This is a genomic window from Kribbella ginsengisoli, from assembly GCF_039537185.1.
GTDB classification, from domain to species: Bacteria; Actinomycetota; Actinomycetes; order Propionibacteriales; family Kribbellaceae; genus Kribbella; species Kribbella koreensis.
Map to the genome: position 1 here is coordinate 1,133,604 of NZ_BAABAA010000001.1, position 15,211 is coordinate 1,148,814.

Here is a 15,211-nt window from a genome sequence, read left to right on the forward strand (position 1 = left end):
AAAGTATCGGCCGATGCGCCTAGGGTATGAGCCATGACGACCCCGAAGTTCATCCTCGACCTGCGCGCGAAGGTCGGCCATGATCTGCTCTGGCTGACCGGGATCACCGGCGTGGTGCTGGACGACGCCGAGCGCGTCCTGCTGGTACGCCGCGCCGACACCGGCCGCTGGTCGCTACCCGCCGGGATCCTCGAGCCGGGCGAGCAGCCGGCGCCGGCGTTGCTACGCGAGATCCACGAGGAGACAGCCGTCGAGGCCGAGATCGTCCGCCTGATCAGCATCGACACCCTGCCGCCAGGCGCCTACCCCAACGGCGACCAGGTCCAGTTCCTCGACCTCTGCTTCCACTGCCGCCTGATCCGCGGCGAGGCGCGAGTCAACGACGACGAGTCGCTGGAGGTCGCCTGGTTCCCCCTCGACGACCTCCCACCACTCCAAGACCGCGAACTGAAATACATCACCACCGCCCGCACCCCAGACCCCGTCCCCCGCTACACCGGCCGCCCTGGCTAACGCCGCAACTCCAGTTGGAGCTCCCGCGACCAGCGCTCTCCCGTAGTCGGCTCCCGATTCAACCCGGCCGCCAGCCGACGCCGAACCTCAGCCGACCTTCCCCGCTCGACCAGGAGAGCCGCCTCCGCCAGCGCGTACCGCGTCTTCTTGTCCCGCCGCGGTTCGCCGACGCTGGGATCGCTCCACCTGGTATGCCGAAACGATGCTGCGGTCTTCGCCTGATAGTCGCCGAAGTAGCTCCACACCACGCTGTCCAGCGACACGTTCCGGATCGACGACGCGGGCAGCTCCGCCGTCCAGCGGGCCTTTTGCTGCCAGCGCCACCTGTTCGGACTTGTCTTGCCACGCCGGGTGATTCCGACGAAGCGCAGCTGCCGCCGGATCACGTCCCACTGCGCGCGCTCATCGTCGATCCACTCACGCAGCAACTCGTAGAGGTTCTCGAAGGTGAGCCCGTCGTTCACCAGGTCGACGAACACCGTCGGCCGGCCGCGCATCAGGTCCGCCGGAGCAAGGCCCGCTGCGGTCAGATTCGTTTGTAGCTGAGCCTTCTCGGCAGAACTCAGGTCCTCGCCGTATCTCCCGGGCAGCGACAACGGCAAGGGATGCAGCCGGTCCTGCCAGGAAGTACCAGCCAAGGCGCCGCTCAGTAGGTCGAACAAGCTGTCTACCGAGCGGCCGACGAAGTACAGATCGCCGTCGCTACAGCGGGCGAGCACCTTGGCTGTGCAGGCGATCAGCTCGTCGAGGTAGTCGACGTTGACCTCCGGCACGTCGTCGAGCAACGAGCCGAGCTGGTCCGGCCGGACCAGGTCCCAGCGGAACGGCCGGATCGGCTCTTGGGGCATGACTTAGTGGGCTGCCTCGTGCCAGGTGCGGCCTACGCCTACTGAGACGTCCAGGGGGACGGTCATTTCGACGGCGGCGCCCATGTCTCGGCGGACCAGTTCTTCGAGGGTTTCGCGCTCGCCGGGGGCGATCTCGAAGACGAGTTCGTCGTGGACCTGGAGGAGCATCCGGGACTTGAGGCCGGCCGACTTCAGGGAGGCGTCGACCTTGAGCATCGCCATCTTGATGACGTCGGCGGCCGAGCCCTGGATCGGGGCGTTCAGCGCCATCCGCTCGGCCATCTCGCGGCGCTGGCGGTTGTCGCTGGTCAGGTCGGGCAGGTAGCGGCGACGGCCGAGGATGGTCTCGGTGTAGCCGCTCTTGCCGGCCTCGAGCACGATGCTGCGCAGGTAGTCGCGGACGCCGCCGAAGCCCTCGAAGTACTCGTCCATCAACCCCTTCGCCTCGTCCACGCCGATCTTCAGCTGCTGGCTCAGCCCGTACGCCGACAGCCCGTAGGCGAGGCCGTAGTTCATCGCCTTGATCTTGGCCCGCTGCTCCTGCGTCACCGCGGCCGGCTCGACCGAGAACACCCGCGACGCGGTCACCGAGTGGAAGTCCATCCCGGAGTTGAACGCGTCGATCAGGCCCTGGTCCTCCGACACGTGCGCCATGATCCGCATCTCGATCTGGCTGTAGTCGGCCGACATCAACGCCTCGTAGCCCTCGCCGACCACGAACGCCTCACGGATCCGGCGGCCTTCCTCGGTCCGGATCGGGATGTTCTGCAGGTTCGGGTCGGTCGAGCTGAGCCGCCCGGTCGCCGCGATCGTCTGGTTGAACGTGGTGTGGATCCGCGCGTCCACCGGGCTGATCGTCTTCAGCAGCCCCTCGACCGTCTGCCGCAGCCGGGTCGCGTCCCGGTGCGCCAGCAGGTAGGCCAGGAACGGGTGCTCGGTCTTCTCGAACAGCGACTGCAGCGAGTCCGCGTCGGTCGTGTAGCCGGTCTTGGTCCGCTTGGTCTTCGGCATCTGCAGCTCGTCGAACAGCACCACCTGCAGCTGCTTCGGCGACCCGAGATTGATCTCCTTGCCGATCACCTCGTACGCCGCGGTCGCCGCCTCCCGCACTCCGGTGGCGAACCGCGCCTCGAGCTCCTCCAGATACGGCCGGTCGACCGCGATGCCGTCCCGCTCCATCCCGGCGATGACGTCGATCAGCGGCAACTCGACATCGGCGAGCAGCGTCGTACCGGCCTGCTTGTCCAGCTCGGCGTCGAGCGTGTCGGCCAGGTCGGCGATCGCGCGGGCGCGCAGCATCGTCGCGTCCGCGGCCGGGCCGCCCTCGACGTCGTCGAAGCTGAGCTGACCGTTCTCGGCCTCCTCGGTGCGCAGCTCACGCTTGAGGTACCGCACGGTCAGGTCGGCCAGGTCGTACGACCGTTGGTCCGGCCGGACCAGGTACGCGCTCAGCTGGGTGTCCGAGGTCAGCCCGCCGAGGGTCCAACCTCGCTCAAGGAACCCCAGCAGGGGGCCCTTCGCATCGTGCAAAGCCTTCGGCTGATTCGGGTCGGCCAGCCACGCCTGCCAGGCCGCGTCATCGTCCGGGGTCAGGTAGGCCGGGTCGAACCAGGCCGCCGCACCCGTCGAGGTCGCCAGCGCCAGGCCGGTGATCTCACCGGTACCGCGCCCCCAGCTGCCTTGCACCGCGACACCGGTCCGCGCGCCGGTCGACACGTGCTCCTTGATCCAGGCGCCGACCTCACCGGGCTTGAGCTGCGTGCCCTCGAGGTCGAAGCCCTCCTCGATCGTCTCCTCGACCTGCTCGTGCTCGGCGACCAGCCGCTCACGCAGTACCCGGAACTCGAGGCTGTCGAAGAGCGTGTGCACCTTGTCCCGGTCCCACGGGTGCCGGACCAGGTCGTCGACGGACACGTCCAGCGTCAGATCGCGGACCAGCTCGTTGATCTGCCGGTTGCGGATCACGTCGGACAGGTGCTCGCGCAGCGACTCACCGGCCTTGCCCTTGATCTCGTTCACCCGGTCGATCACGTCGTTCAGCGAGCCGAACTGGTTCAGCCACTTCGCCGCCGTCTTGTCGCCGACCCCGGGCACACCGGGCAGGTTGTCGCTCTTCTCCCCCACCAGCGCGGCCAGATCCGGATACATCCGCGGCGGGATCCCGTACTTCGCCTCGACCGCGGCCGGGTCCATCCGGGCGATCTCGGAGACGCCACGCTTCGGGTAGAGCACGGTGATGTTCTCGTTGATCAGCTGGAACGAGTCGCGGTCGCCGGAGCTGATCAGCACCTCGAAACCCTGCTCGTCGGCCTGCGTCGCCAAGGTGGCGATGATGTCGTCGGCCTCCCAGCCGTCGATCTCGGTGGTCGGGATCCGGAGCGCCTCCAGCACCTCCTTGACCAGCGAAACCTGCCCCTTGAACTCGTCCGGGGACTTCGACCGGCCGGCCTTGTACTCCGTGTACTGCTCGGAGCGGAAGGTCTTGCGGGACACGTCGAACGCGACACAGATGTGCGTCGGCTGCTCGTCGCGCAGCATGTTGATCAGCATCGAGGTGAACCCGTACACCGCGTTGGTGTGCTGACCTGTGGTGGTGGAGAAGTTCTCCACCGGCAGCGCGTAGAACGCCCGGTACGCGAGCGAGTGCCCGTCCAGCAGCAGGATCCGCGGTCGTCCGGTGGAGCCGTCCGCCACCGTGCCCGGGTCCTTGGTCATCGTCGAGGAGTCTGTTTCAGGAGCCACGTAAAGACTCTAGTGGGTACCGCCGACAGTTCTGGCACGCGCACGCGGGGGCTCACGTAGCCTTCTGTCATGAGTGATGACAAGACCGCCGTCGAGGTGCCGGGAATGTCCACCGAGGGCACGCTGCTCGCACTGATGGGCATCGAGATCACCGAGGCGGCGCCTGAGCGGGTGGTCGCCACGATGCCGGTGAAGGGCAACGTCCAGCCGTACGGACTGCTGCACGGCGGCGCGTCCTGCGTGCTCGCCGAGAGCCTGGGCTCGATCGGCTCCGCGCTGCACGCCGCGACGTACGGCAAGGTCGCTGTCGGTGTCGACATCAACGCGACGCATCACCGCGCGGTCCGCGAGGGTGTCGTCACGGGCGTGGCCACGCCGGTCTACCTGGGTCGCACCACGACGTCGTACGAGGTCGTCATCACCGACGAGCGGGACAAGCGGGTCTGCACCGCGCGGATCACGTGCCAGCTGATTCAGGCGCCGCCGGGAGCGTGAACTCGTCGTACTGCTCGTCGTCATGGTCTTCGGCCAGCGGCGAGCGGGCCAGCTGCGCGCGGCGGGCCATCACGGAACGTCGCGACGACAACAGGGCCAGCAGGTTGGGCGCATGCTCGGCCGCGAGACGGCGCCGTACGGTATGCGTGCTCGCGAACCGCAGTACGCCGGCCTGGCCCAACCCCAGCCGGGCAAGGAACCTGTTCGCCTCGCGGGCGACCGGCGGCGCGACGACGGCGAGATGCGGGCAGTTCTCGTGCTCGGCCCACGCGGCCGCCTCGGCGATCAGCGCCTTGCCCAGGCCGTGCCGCCGGGCGTGATCGCTGACGTGTAAGTACTCGACCGTCACGGTGACCTCGTCGTGCAGCGGGCTGATCGGGGTCTGGCGCAGGTACGCCATCCCGCCCAGCTCGCCGTCGATCTCGCCGACCACCAGCCGGCCCGACGGGTCGTCGGCGTGCTTGGCCACGGACGCCTGCGCGGACTCCACGGACGGCGCGGTCAGCAAGCGGGCCTGATGCCCGGCTCCGACCGCCATCTCGCTCCACAGGGTCACCAAAGCGCCGGCGTCGTCCGGACGGGCGTCGCGCACCTCGATGGCTGGTGCCACGTGGCCCTCCTAGATTCTGATCCACCCCCGAGGTGAACAGATATGAGCGGATACGCTCATCCCCCGCGCAACAGTAGGGCTTCGGGGGTCCGATGCAAAGCTGACGCGAAGCGAAACGGGAGACCAGGTTTGTTCATCGGAATCGGTACTGTCGTGAACGTCGCGGCAGTGCTCGTCGGCTCGGTCCTCGGCGTCCTGATCGGTCACCGGCTGCAGCACCGGACCCGCGATCTGGTCACCGACGCCCTCGGCCTGGTCACGCTGCTGATCGCGATCAGTTCGGCACTGACCGTGGGCGACGACGTGCTGAGCGATGCCGTCGGAGACAGCGCTCCGGTACTGATCGTGCTCGGCGCGATGCTGATCGGCGGCATCACCGGCTCGCTGCTGCGGATCGAGCAGCGGCTGGAGGGATTCGGCGCCTGGATGCAGCACCGGTTCAGCCGGGGTGACAGCGAAAGCACTTTCGTCGAAGGCTTCGTGTCGGCGTCGATGGTGTTCTGTGTCGGGCCGTTGACGTTCCTGGGCGCGCTGTCCGACGGGCTGGGGCGAGGCGCCGATCAGCTGTTGCTCAAGTCGGTGCTGGACGGCTTCGCCTCGATCGCCTTCGCCGCGTCGCTGGGGTGGGGTGTGGCGGCGTCGGCGGTCGTCGTACTGGTCATCCAGGGGCTGATGACGGCCGTCGGCGCAGTACTGGGCGACATCCTTCCCGATGCCCACGTGACCGCTCTGGGCGCCACTGGCGGCCTGCTGCTGGTCGGTGTGGCTCTACGGCTGCTCAAGATCAAGCAGATCGCCGTCGCGGACCTGCTGCCGGCGTTGATCGTCGCGCCGCTGCTGGTCCAGCTCCTCGTTGTCATCCGCAACTGACCATCAGTTGTTGCCTCAGACACCAAACGGGGACCTTGAACAAGTTATTACCTGTTCAAGGTCCCCATTGGGTGTTCAAGGCAACCAGTACTGCCGGGTGCTAGTCCTCGCCGAGGTACGCCTTGCGGACGTCGTCGTTGACGAGCAGCTCGCGGCCGGAGCCGGACAGCACGATCTGGCCGACCTCGAGCACGTAGCCGTAGTCGGCCCGCTTGAGCGCCGCCTGGGCGTTCTGCTCGACCAGCAGGATCGTCGTACCCTGCCGCTGCAGCTCGGTGACCGTCGACATGATCCGCTTCATCATGATCGGCGACAGCCCCATCGACGGCTCGTCCAGCATCAGCAGCTTGGGCTTGCTCATCATCGCGCGGCCCATCGCGAGCATCTGCTGCTCACCGCCCGAGAACGTACCGGCCGGCTGCTTGCGCCGCTCCCCCAGGATCGGGAACAACTCGTACGCCGCGTCCAGGTCCTTGCGGATCGCACCGTGGTCGTTGCGCGCGAACGCGCCGAGCAGCAGGTTCTCCTCCACCGACAGCCGGGGGAAGATCCGCCGGCCCTCGGGTGAGTGCGCCAGCCCCATCGTGACGATGTCGTGGGCCGGCACCTTGTCGATCCGCTGGCCCATGAAGGTGATCTCGCCACCACTGGGCCGGAGCAGGCCGGAGATGGTCCGCAGCGTCGTCGTCTTGCCGGCGCCGTTGGTGCCGATCAGCGAGACGACCTGGCCCTGCTCGACCGAGAAGCTGATCCCCTTCACGGCGACGATCTTGCCGTAGGAGACTTCCAGGTCCTTGACCTCGAGCATCGCGGTCATGCTTTGCCCTCCTCACCGGTCACGGGCGTGTCGTCCTCGTCGTCGTCCTCACCGGTGCCGATGTAGGCCTCGATCACCCGCGGGTCGGACTGCACCTCACCCGGGGTTCCCTCGACCAGCGCCTCGCCGCGGACCAGACACAGCACCCGGTCGCACAGGTTGAAGATGAAGCGCATGTCGTGCTCGATGACGACCACGGACAGGCCCGAGTCCCGGATCTTGAAGATCAGGTCGCTGGCCTGCCGGGTCTCCTGCGGGTTCATACCGGCCGTCGGCTCGTCCAGCAGGATGAGCTTCGGGTCGGTGGCCAGCGCGCGGGCGATCTCGAGCCGGCGCTGGTCGCCGTACGGCATGTTGCGGGCCAGGTGCTCGGCCGACTTGCCGAGGCCGACGAACTCGAGCAGCTCCTGGGCACGGGCCCGGGTGGCGCGCTCCTCGCGACGGAACTTCGGCCCCCGCAGTACCGCGGTGAGCGCGCCCGCGCTGGTCCGGCAGTAGCGCCCGACCATCACGTTCTCCAGCGCGGTCATGTTCGCGAACAGCCGGATGTTCTGGAACGTGCGGGCCATCCCGGCCTTGACCACCGCGGTCGGCTTGGGCGCCAACGGCTTGCCGGCGAACCGGACCTGGCCGCTGGTCGGCTTGTAGAGCCCGGTCAGGCAGTTGAAGAAGGTCGTCTTGCCGGCCCCGTTCGGGCCGATCAGACCGACGATCTCGCCCTCGCGGACGGTCAGGTTGACGTCGTTGACCGCCAGCAGACCACCGAACCGCATGGTCACGCCGGAGGCCTCCAGGACCACCTGCGGACTGGCCGGTACGGCGTTGCTCACTTCCTCCGTGACGGTCATTTCGCCTCCTCGACCAGCTCGTGCTCGATCGCCACCGCGAGTTCCTCGTCCTCTTCGTGGAACTCCAGCTGCCGCCGTCTGCTCGCGACCAGCCCCTCCGGACGGAACCGCATCATCAGCACCAGCAGCAGACCGAACAGCAGCAGCCGGTACTCCGAGAAGAACCGCAGCTTCTCCGGCAGCAGCTTCAGGATCGTTGCTCCCAGCAACACACCGGCGATGGTACCCATACCGCCCAGGACGATCGCCGCGAGCAGGAACGCCGACTCGAGGAAGACGTACTGGTCCGGGCTGACCGCACCGTCCTGGTGGGCCTTGATGGTGCCGGCCAGGCCGGCCAGGAAGGCGCCGACCGAGAACGCCAGCAGCTTCAGGCCGAAGACGTTGACACCCATCGCCTCGGCGGCCTTCTCGTCCTCGCGGATGGCCACCCAGCCGCGGCCGATCCGGCTGTCGTTGAGCCGGGCGAAGACCAGGATGACGCCGCCGATCAGGATCAGCAGCAGGAAGTAGTAGTTCGAGAACCTGCCCAGATCGATCCCGGCGATGGTGTGCGTCGCGCCGAAGTTGAAGCTGCCGATCTCCAGGTCCGGGATGCCGGGGACACCGTTCGGGCCGTTGGTCAGGTTCGGGCCGTTGTTGCCGTCCAGGTTGAACATCGAGAACCGGAAGATCTCACCGAAGCCCAGCGTCACGATCGCCAGGTAGTCACCCGAGACCCGCAGCGTCGGCGAACCGATGATCAGGCCCAGCACCGCCGCCACGCTCGCACCGAGCAGGACGACCACCAGGAACGGCGGCTTCCAGCCGATGGTGGCGAACGCCGACTGCGACATCGTCGCCGCGACGTAGGCGCCGGAACCGAGGAAGGCGATGTACCCGAGGTCGAGCAGGCCGGCCAGGCCGACCACGATGTTCAGACCCATGGCGGTGGCGGCGAACACCAGCACCTGGGTGGCGATCGACATGTTCGCGTCCGACCCGTTCTGGGTGAACGGGAACAGGAACGCGACCAGGAAGGCCGACAGGGTGAGGATCTTCTTCTGCCGCTGGGCGACGTGGCCGAACCAGGTCAGGATGCCGGTCCGCACCATCATCGCGATGACGCCGGCGGCGAAGACCAGGAACAGCACGAACGACCAGGCGTCGTCGCGGCCCAGCGCGTAGGCCGCGCCGAACAGGACACCCGCCATCACGACGGCGATCGCGAGTACCTCGGCCCAGCCCGGCGCCCTGGCCGCGGCCAGGTCACGGTGCTCGCGCAACGGAACGACCCGCGCGCCCAGGAACAGCAGCAGCGCGCCCACGAAGGACACCCAGCCACCCGGGTTGACGTTGATCAGGCCGTCGGAATCGGTGGTGATGGCAACGAGCACCAGCACCATGTAGATCAGCATCCACAGACCGAGGGCGCGCAGGCCGAGCGCCGCGTCGAGCCACGGCCCGATGCGGGACTCGAGCGGTCCCTTGGCGGTGAGCAGCAGCAACAGGCCGATGACCGCGCCGATGATGGCCAGGATCTGCAGGCCGCCGGGGTAGAAGTTCAGCGACAGGTCGCCGAGGATCTGGTCGTCGTAGCTCCAGGACAGGAAGGAGCCGATGATGATCAGCGCCACCCCGGCCAGGCCGAGCGGCCAGCCCTTGGCGGCGTGCTTGGACGTGAAGCTCTCGGGCAGGTTGGGAATTCTCATGCGCGATCCACCACCCTCGCTCCGAGCAGGCCCTGCGGCCGGAAGACCAGCACCAGGATCAGGATCACGAACGCCCAGACGTCCTTCCAGGTACTGCCGCCGAGGCCGAACTGGGTCGCCATCGCCTCGACCACGCCGAGCACCAGGCCACCGACCACGGCGCCCTGGATGTTGCCGATACCGCCCAGCACCGCGGCGGTGAACGCCTTCAGACCGGCCAGGAAGCCCATCCGGAAGTCGATGTTGTTGTTCTGCAGTCCCTGCGACACACCGGCGACGGCGGCCAGGACGGCGCCGAGCGCGAACGCCACGACGATGATCCGGTCGACGTTGATACCCATCAGCCGGGCGGTGTCCGGGTCCTGCGAGACGGCCTGCATGCCGCGGCCCAGGCGGGTCCGCGTGATGAAGTACCAGAGAAGTACCGAACAGATGATGAGCGCCGCGACGGTGAAGATCGCCGACCGCTGGATCGTCACGCTGCCGACCTCGACGGCCGTACCGCTGACCAGGTCGAGCTGCGGGAACGGGATCCGCTGCTTGGCGCTCGGGAAGTCCGGGATCTTCTCGTAGAAGAGCCGGATGAACTCCTGCAGGAAGACCGAGATGCCGATCGCCGTGATCAGGGGTGCCAGGCGGGGCGCGTTCCGCAGGGGACGGTACGCGATCCGCTCCATCAGCACCGCGGTGCCGACCGAGGCGATCATGGCGCCGATGATCATGATCGGCAGGATCCACACGCCGGTCTGACCGTCGAAGAACAACAGGTACGTCGTCAGTGCGCCGAACGCACCGATCATGAAGACCTCGCCGTGGGCGAAGTTGATGAGCTGAACGATGCCGTAGACGACGGTGTACCCGACCGCGATCAGGGCGTACAGCGATCCAAGGGTCAGCCCGTTCACGAGCTGCTGAAAGAACAGGTCCACGTCGACCTCCCAACTGGCTTGAGTTTGCGGCATGCCACGGGGGTGGGACGACGTGTGGCGTCCCACCCCCGGGGCATGGGTCGACTACTTGCTCTCGAAGTCCTTGGTCTCCACGGTGGCCCACTTGCCGGCATCCACCTTGTAGACGGTCAGGACCTTGGACGTGGTGTCGCCGTACTGGTCGAACGCGACCTTGCCGGTGACGCCGTCGAAGCTGACCTTGCTCATCGCGTCGATGGTCGCCTGACGGGCCGACTCGACGTCCTTGGCGTCCTTCAGCGAGACCTTCAGCGCGTTGATGATCGCGTTGGCCGCGTCGTAGGAGTAACCGCCGTAGGCCGCGTAGGGCTCCGGGTACTTCTGCTCGGCGTAGTCGGCGACGAACTTCTTCGCCGGGTCCAGCGCCTCGACCGGCGCGCCGACCGAGGTGGCCAGGTCACCGTTGGAGGTCTTGCCCGCCAGGGTGATGTACTTCGGGTCGAAGATGCCGTCGCCGCCCATCAGCGGGACGTTCAGGCCGGCGGCCTTCATCTGCTGCGACAGTGGTCCGGCGGCCGGGTACTCGCCACCGTAGTAGATCGCCTGCGGCGCGCTCGGCTTGATCGCGGTCACGACGGCCTGGTAGTTCGAGTCGTCCGGGTTGATGGTCTCGGCCTCGACGACCGTACCGCCCAGCTTCTTGAACTCCTCGGTGAAGGTGCCGACCAGACCCTGGCCGTACGCCTTCTTGTCGTGCACCGTGGCGACCTTGGTGATCTTGGCCGTCTCGTACAGGTACCGGGCCGCGAACGGGCCCTGGACCGCGTCCGTGGTGCAGGTGCGGAAGTACGAGGCGTACGGACGCTTCGGGTCCTTCTGCCAGTCGACGCCCTGGGTCAGGCCCGGGCCGGTGTTGGCCGGCGAGACCTGGACGATCTTGGCGGTCGACAGGACCGGCTGGACCTGCTGGCTGACGCTGGTGTTCAGCGTGCCGACGACGCCGATGACGTCCTTGTCGCCGGCCAGCGACGTGGCGGCGTTCTTACCCGGGTCCGGCTTGGCCTCGTCGTCCTTCGCGTCGACCTCGAGCTTCCAGCCCGGGATCGCGTTGGAGTCGTTGGCCTGCTTGACGGCCAGCTCGACCGAGTGCTGGATACCCAGACCCAGCGCCGACAGGTCGCCTGACAGAGGTGCGATGACGCCGATCTTGGCGGTCTTGGTCGCACTGCCGCCGCCCCCGGCGTTGTCGTCCTTGCTGCGTGAACCGCAGGCAGTCAGGGCCAACGACGCCACGATCAGCGTCGCGCCGACCCGTACTACGGAACGCTGCTGCACTGTTCCTCCCATGTCTGGATAGTCCGAGCAAACCCTCGGACTCCCGCGATTGCCGCGAGCACCCGCAGGTTAGACCTCCGGAAGCGTCACAAGCGAACGTCACGGAGCGTGTGTTGTGAGGTCGTTACAGCGGTAAGCAGCATGAGCATCAGTGACGACTGTTAATGCCGTCTGCAGGGCGCTTTCCGATGAGCGGAGAGTGACTCAGTCGTCACTGCCCGCCTCGTCAACGACCAACTCGGCGACCTGACGCATCGAAACTCTTTTATCCATGGCGGTTTTCTGGATCCAGCGGAACGAGTCCGGCTCGGTCAGCCCGAACTTGGTCTGCAGCACCGACTTGGCCCGGTCGACCAGCTTGCGGGTCTCCAGCCGCTCGGCCAGATCCGCCACCTCACGCTCGAGCTCGGCCAGTTCGACGTATCGGGAGGCGGCGATCTCGATGGCCGGCAACAGATCCGCCTTGGAGAACGGCTTCACCAGGTACGCCATTGCGCCGGCGTCCCGCGCCCGCTCCACCAACTCCCGCTGCGAGAACGCCGTCAGCATCAGCACCGGAGCGATCCGCTCCCCCGCGATCTTCTCCGCCGCGCTGAGCCCGTCGAGCTTGGGCATCTTCACATCCAAGATCACCAGATCAGGCCGATGCTCGGTCGCCAGCCGAATGGCCTCCTCCCCATCCCCCGCCTGCCCGACGACGTCATACCCCTCCTCCTCGAGCATCTCCGCTAGATCCATCCGGATCAGCGCCTCATCCTCCGCAATCACCACCCGCTTAGCATTCACAAGGACCACCCTATCGATCCCCTCTCGCGCCGCCCGGGCGCAACCGCAGTTCGGGCGAATCGATTTGCCAGCAGGTCACCAAAACAAGGAAGATAGGTCTTGCTCGACCGCGTGCCCCTGCCGTGTCGCAACCTGCTCCGTGGGTTAGGATCTTGGGCGCAAAGCCCTGGTACTCCAACGGCAGAGAGAGCGCACTCAAACTGCGTACAGTGTGGGTTCGAATCCCACCCAGGGCACCGGATCAGCCTCGAATCCCCTTGGGTTCGAGGCTTTTGTCTGTCCCGGATGTGTCGGTGGCCGCTGGCACGCTGGGCTCATGTACGACCGGTGGACAAGAGAGCTGGCGCGAGACGCCGTGGCCTCAGGCGAGAGCCTGAGCTCCGTGAGTAGGCGGCTCGGAGTGAGTCGCGCTACTCTCCGTGACTGGCGGGACCGGGTGGGCTCGGAGAGTGACCCGGTCGACTGCCCGCTCTGCACCAACGGGAAGCCGCCGGCCGGACCATACGCGCATCTCCTGGGCCTCTACCTCGGCGACGGCTGCCTGTCTGCCGGGAAGAAGCAGGTGTATGCCCTCAGAGTTGCCTGCGACAACAAATACCCTCGCCTGATCCACGAGGCCGAGGCATCCATCCGAGCCGTCCACCCATCCCGCCCGGTCCATCGCACCCAAGCAGTCGGCTACATCTCGGTCGTCTCCTACTGGAAGCACTGGCCGTGCCTCTTCCCCCAGCACGGGCCTGGACCCAAGCACCTCCGCCAAATCAAACTGGCTGAGTGGCAGCGTGATCTGGTCACCGAAGAGCCTGGAGGGTTCCTCAGAGGCCTCTTCCACTCCGACGGCTGCCGCGTGGCGAACTGGGCGACCCGTCGCGTAGCCGGCGAACTCAAACGCTACGAATACCCGCGCTACCAGTTCTCCAATGAATCTTCCGACATCATGGCGCTCTGCCAATGGGCCCTCGACCTATTGGCTATTCCTTGGCGAATGCCTCGCCCCAATGCGCTATCAGTGGCCAAACGCCAGGCCGTCCCTTCGCTCGACCAGCACGTCGGTCCAAAGTCCTGAGCACTTGACCGGATCGCTGGCCGCGCAGGCGGACTCTCGGGCCCGTCGCTCTCGCAGCCGAACCCGTAGATCTGCTGGCCCGCACCCCAAGGTAGGCAAACTGAAGCGGACGGCCACTTGACCGCCCGCCTCAATCACTACTCATGTATTTCTTTGTTCTTTGTTCTTGCCCGGCTCTGGTTCGAGGTCAGTCGCGGTAGGCGGGGGCGGCGCCGCCTATGGCGTCGCCCATGCGGTGGACTCGGAGGGCGTTGGTGGAGCCGGGGATCGAGGGTGGGGAGCCGGCGACGATGACGACCAGGTCGCCCTTTTGGAGTTTGCCCAGTTCGAGGAGGCGTTGGTCTACCTGGCGGACCATGTCGTCGGTGTGCTGGACGGTGGGGACGATGTGGGTTTCGATGCCCCAGACGACGGAGAGCCAGGCGCTGACCGACGGAACCGGCGTGAAGGCCAGGACCGGGATCTCGGTGCGGTAGCGGGCCAGGCGAAGCGCCGTGTCGCCGCTTTGGGTGAAGGCGACCAGGTACTTGGCCTCCATCCGCTCGGCGACGTCAGCAGCCGCCTTGGCGATGACGCCGCCCTTGGTGCGGGGTTCCCAGTCGATCTCGGCGACGCGGCCGAGGCCGTGCTGTTCGGTCGACGCGACGATGCGGGCCATCGTCTTGACCGTCTCGATCGGGAACCGGCCGACGCTGGTCTCGCCGGACAGCATCACCGCGTCGGCGCCGTCGAGCACCGCGTTGGCGACGTCGGACGCCTCGGCCCGGGTCGGGCGCGGGGCCGAGATCATCGACTCCAGCATCTGGGTGGCGACGATCACCGGCTTCGCGTTCAGCCGGGCCTGGTCGATGATCAGCTTCTGGACCAGCGGGACCTCCTCCAGCGGGAGTTCCACGCCGAGGTCACCGCGGGCGACCATGAAGCCGTCGAAGGCCTCGATGATCTCGTCCAGGTTGGCGACCGCCTGCGGCTTCTCGATCTTGGCGATGACGGGGATCCGCAGACCCTCTTCTTCCATGATCTTGTGCACGATCTGGATGTCGGCCGCGCGCTGGACGAACGACAGCGCGATCATGTCGGCCGGCAGGTGCAGGGCCCAGCGCAGGTCCTCCGCGTCCTTCTCGGACATGGCCGGCACGCTCACCGTGACACCGGGCAGGTTGATGCCCTTGTGGTTCGACACCGGTCCGCCCACGACCACCCGGCAGATCACGTCGGTCTCGGTCACCTCCTCGGCGACCAGTGCGATGCGGCCGTCGTCGATGAGCAGCTGATCACCCGGATTGACGTCACCGGGCAGCCCGTCGTACGTCGTACCGCAGATGGTCACGTCCCCGGGGACCTCCCGGGTGGTGATGGTGAAGCGCTCGCCGTAGGTCAAGGTGACCTTGCCTTCGGCGAACTCCGCCAGCCGGATCTTCGGGCCCTGCAGGTCGACGAGGATGCCGACGTTTTTGCCGGTCTCCTCCGCTGCAGCGCGAATCCGGTGATAGATGCGCTCATGCTCGGCGTGGGCGCCGTGGCTCAGGTTCAGCCTTGCGACGTCCATGCCTGCTTGGACGAGTTCCAGGATGCGCTCAGGGGCGGCCGTAGCCGGGCCGAGCGTACAAACGATCTTTGCGCGACGCACGTCACAAAACCCTACTCCTACAAGACCACTGCGCCGCTGGTCCGCCCCCGTT

The 15,211-nt window shown here is 67.0% G+C and carries 14 protein-coding genes and 1 tRNA gene; 5 read left to right on the forward strand and 10 right to left on the reverse strand.

Translation table 11 applies throughout. From position 1 onward, the window contains the following. Positions 1-33: 33 nt before the first annotated feature. Positions 34-513: an NUDIX hydrolase gene (locus ABD768_RS04965; RefSeq protein WP_344837779.1), complete on the forward strand. Its 480-nt coding sequence runs from the start codon at positions 34-36 to the stop codon at positions 511-513. Here the strand turns inward: ABD768_RS04965 and ABD768_RS04970 are convergent. Together ABD768_RS04970 and polA are read right to left on the reverse strand one after the other, a co-directional pair. Beyond that, positions 510-1,361, reverse strand: coding sequence for a hypothetical protein (locus ABD768_RS04970; protein ID WP_344837781.1), 852 nt, complete (start codon positions 1,359-1,361; stop codon positions 510-512). The two genes, ABD768_RS04965 and ABD768_RS04970, sit on opposite strands and share 4 nt — an antisense overlap. A gap of 3 nt (positions 1,362-1,364) precedes the next feature. Continuing rightward, complete coding sequence (gene polA / locus ABD768_RS04975) at positions 1,365-4,076, reverse strand: DNA polymerase I (RefSeq protein WP_344838656.1); 2,712 nt, start codon at positions 4,074-4,076, stop codon at positions 1,365-1,367. Between the two features lie 96 nt (positions 4,077-4,172). Between polA and ABD768_RS04980 the strand changes: the two genes are divergently transcribed. After that, positions 4,173-4,598, forward strand: a complete 426-nt coding sequence (locus ABD768_RS04980) for a hotdog fold thioesterase (protein ID WP_343977799.1) — start codon at positions 4,173-4,175, stop codon at positions 4,596-4,598. Here ABD768_RS04980 and ABD768_RS04985 read toward each other — a convergent pair. After that, positions 4,561-5,208: a GNAT family N-acetyltransferase gene (locus ABD768_RS04985; RefSeq protein ID WP_343977796.1), complete on the reverse strand. Its 648-nt coding sequence runs from the start codon at positions 5,206-5,208 to the stop codon at positions 4,561-4,563. The genes ABD768_RS04980 and ABD768_RS04985 overlap by 38 nt on opposite strands. Before the next feature lie 129 nt (positions 5,209-5,337). Here ABD768_RS04985 and ABD768_RS04990 point away from each other — a divergent pair, with 129 nt between their 5' ends. Beyond that, positions 5,338-6,078, forward strand: a complete 741-nt coding sequence (locus ABD768_RS04990; protein ID WP_343977793.1) for a DUF554 domain-containing protein — start codon at positions 5,338-5,340, stop codon at positions 6,076-6,078. 100 nt (positions 6,079-6,178) lie between these two features. Here ABD768_RS04990 and ABD768_RS04995 read toward each other — a convergent pair whose 3' ends face one another. From ABD768_RS04995 to ABD768_RS05020, 6 genes are all read right to left on the reverse strand, one after another. Next, positions 6,179-6,895 carry an ABC transporter ATP-binding protein gene (locus tag ABD768_RS04995; protein ID WP_343977790.1) on the reverse strand — a complete coding sequence of 239 codons (717 nt, stop codon included), beginning with the start codon at positions 6,893-6,895 and terminating at the stop codon, positions 6,179-6,181. Then, positions 6,892-7,743 (reverse strand): ABC transporter ATP-binding protein, encoded by an 852-nt coding sequence (locus tag ABD768_RS05000; protein WP_344837784.1) that lies wholly within the window; start codon positions 7,741-7,743, stop codon positions 6,892-6,894. The genes ABD768_RS04995 and ABD768_RS05000 overlap by 4 nt, the downstream gene beginning before the upstream one ends. Then, entirely contained in the window at positions 7,740-9,434 is a 1,695-nt protein-coding gene (locus tag ABD768_RS05005; protein ID WP_344837786.1) for a branched-chain amino acid ABC transporter permease, read from the reverse strand. The genes ABD768_RS05000 and ABD768_RS05005 overlap by 4 nt, the downstream gene beginning before the upstream one ends. Beyond that, positions 9,431-10,363, reverse strand: a complete 933-nt coding sequence (locus ABD768_RS05010; RefSeq protein WP_343977781.1) for a branched-chain amino acid ABC transporter permease — start codon at positions 10,361-10,363, stop codon at positions 9,431-9,433. Before ABD768_RS05010 ends, ABD768_RS05005 begins: the two co-directional genes overlap by 4 nt. An 84-nt stretch (positions 10,364-10,447) precedes the next feature. Beyond that, the gene (locus ABD768_RS05015) at positions 10,448-11,689 is read right to left on the reverse strand and encodes a branched-chain amino acid ABC transporter substrate-binding protein (protein WP_344837789.1); all 1,242 of its coding nucleotides are present in this window, start codon (positions 11,687-11,689) and stop codon (positions 10,448-10,450) included. 192 nt (positions 11,690-11,881) lie between these two features. Further along, positions 11,882-12,463: an ANTAR domain-containing response regulator gene (locus ABD768_RS05020; protein ID WP_425552182.1), complete on the reverse strand. Its 582-nt coding sequence runs from the start codon at positions 12,461-12,463 to the stop codon at positions 11,882-11,884. Between the two features lie 163 nt (positions 12,464-12,626). On the opposite strand from ABD768_RS05020, the gene ABD768_RS05025 reads away from it, so the two are divergent. After that, a tRNA-Leu gene (locus ABD768_RS05025) sits at positions 12,627-12,699 on the forward strand. A gap of 80 nt (positions 12,700-12,779) precedes the next feature. After that, positions 12,780-13,529, forward strand: coding sequence for a transposase (locus ABD768_RS05030; RefSeq protein WP_344837793.1), 750 nt, complete (start codon positions 12,780-12,782; stop codon positions 13,527-13,529). 187 nt (positions 13,530-13,716) lie between these two features. On the opposite strand, the gene pyk is transcribed toward ABD768_RS05030, so the two are convergent. Then, the gene (gene pyk / locus ABD768_RS05035) at positions 13,717-15,159 is read right to left on the reverse strand and encodes a pyruvate kinase (protein ID WP_343977770.1); all 1,443 of its coding nucleotides are present in this window, start codon (positions 15,157-15,159) and stop codon (positions 13,717-13,719) included. Positions 15,160-15,211 lie beyond the last annotated feature (52 nt).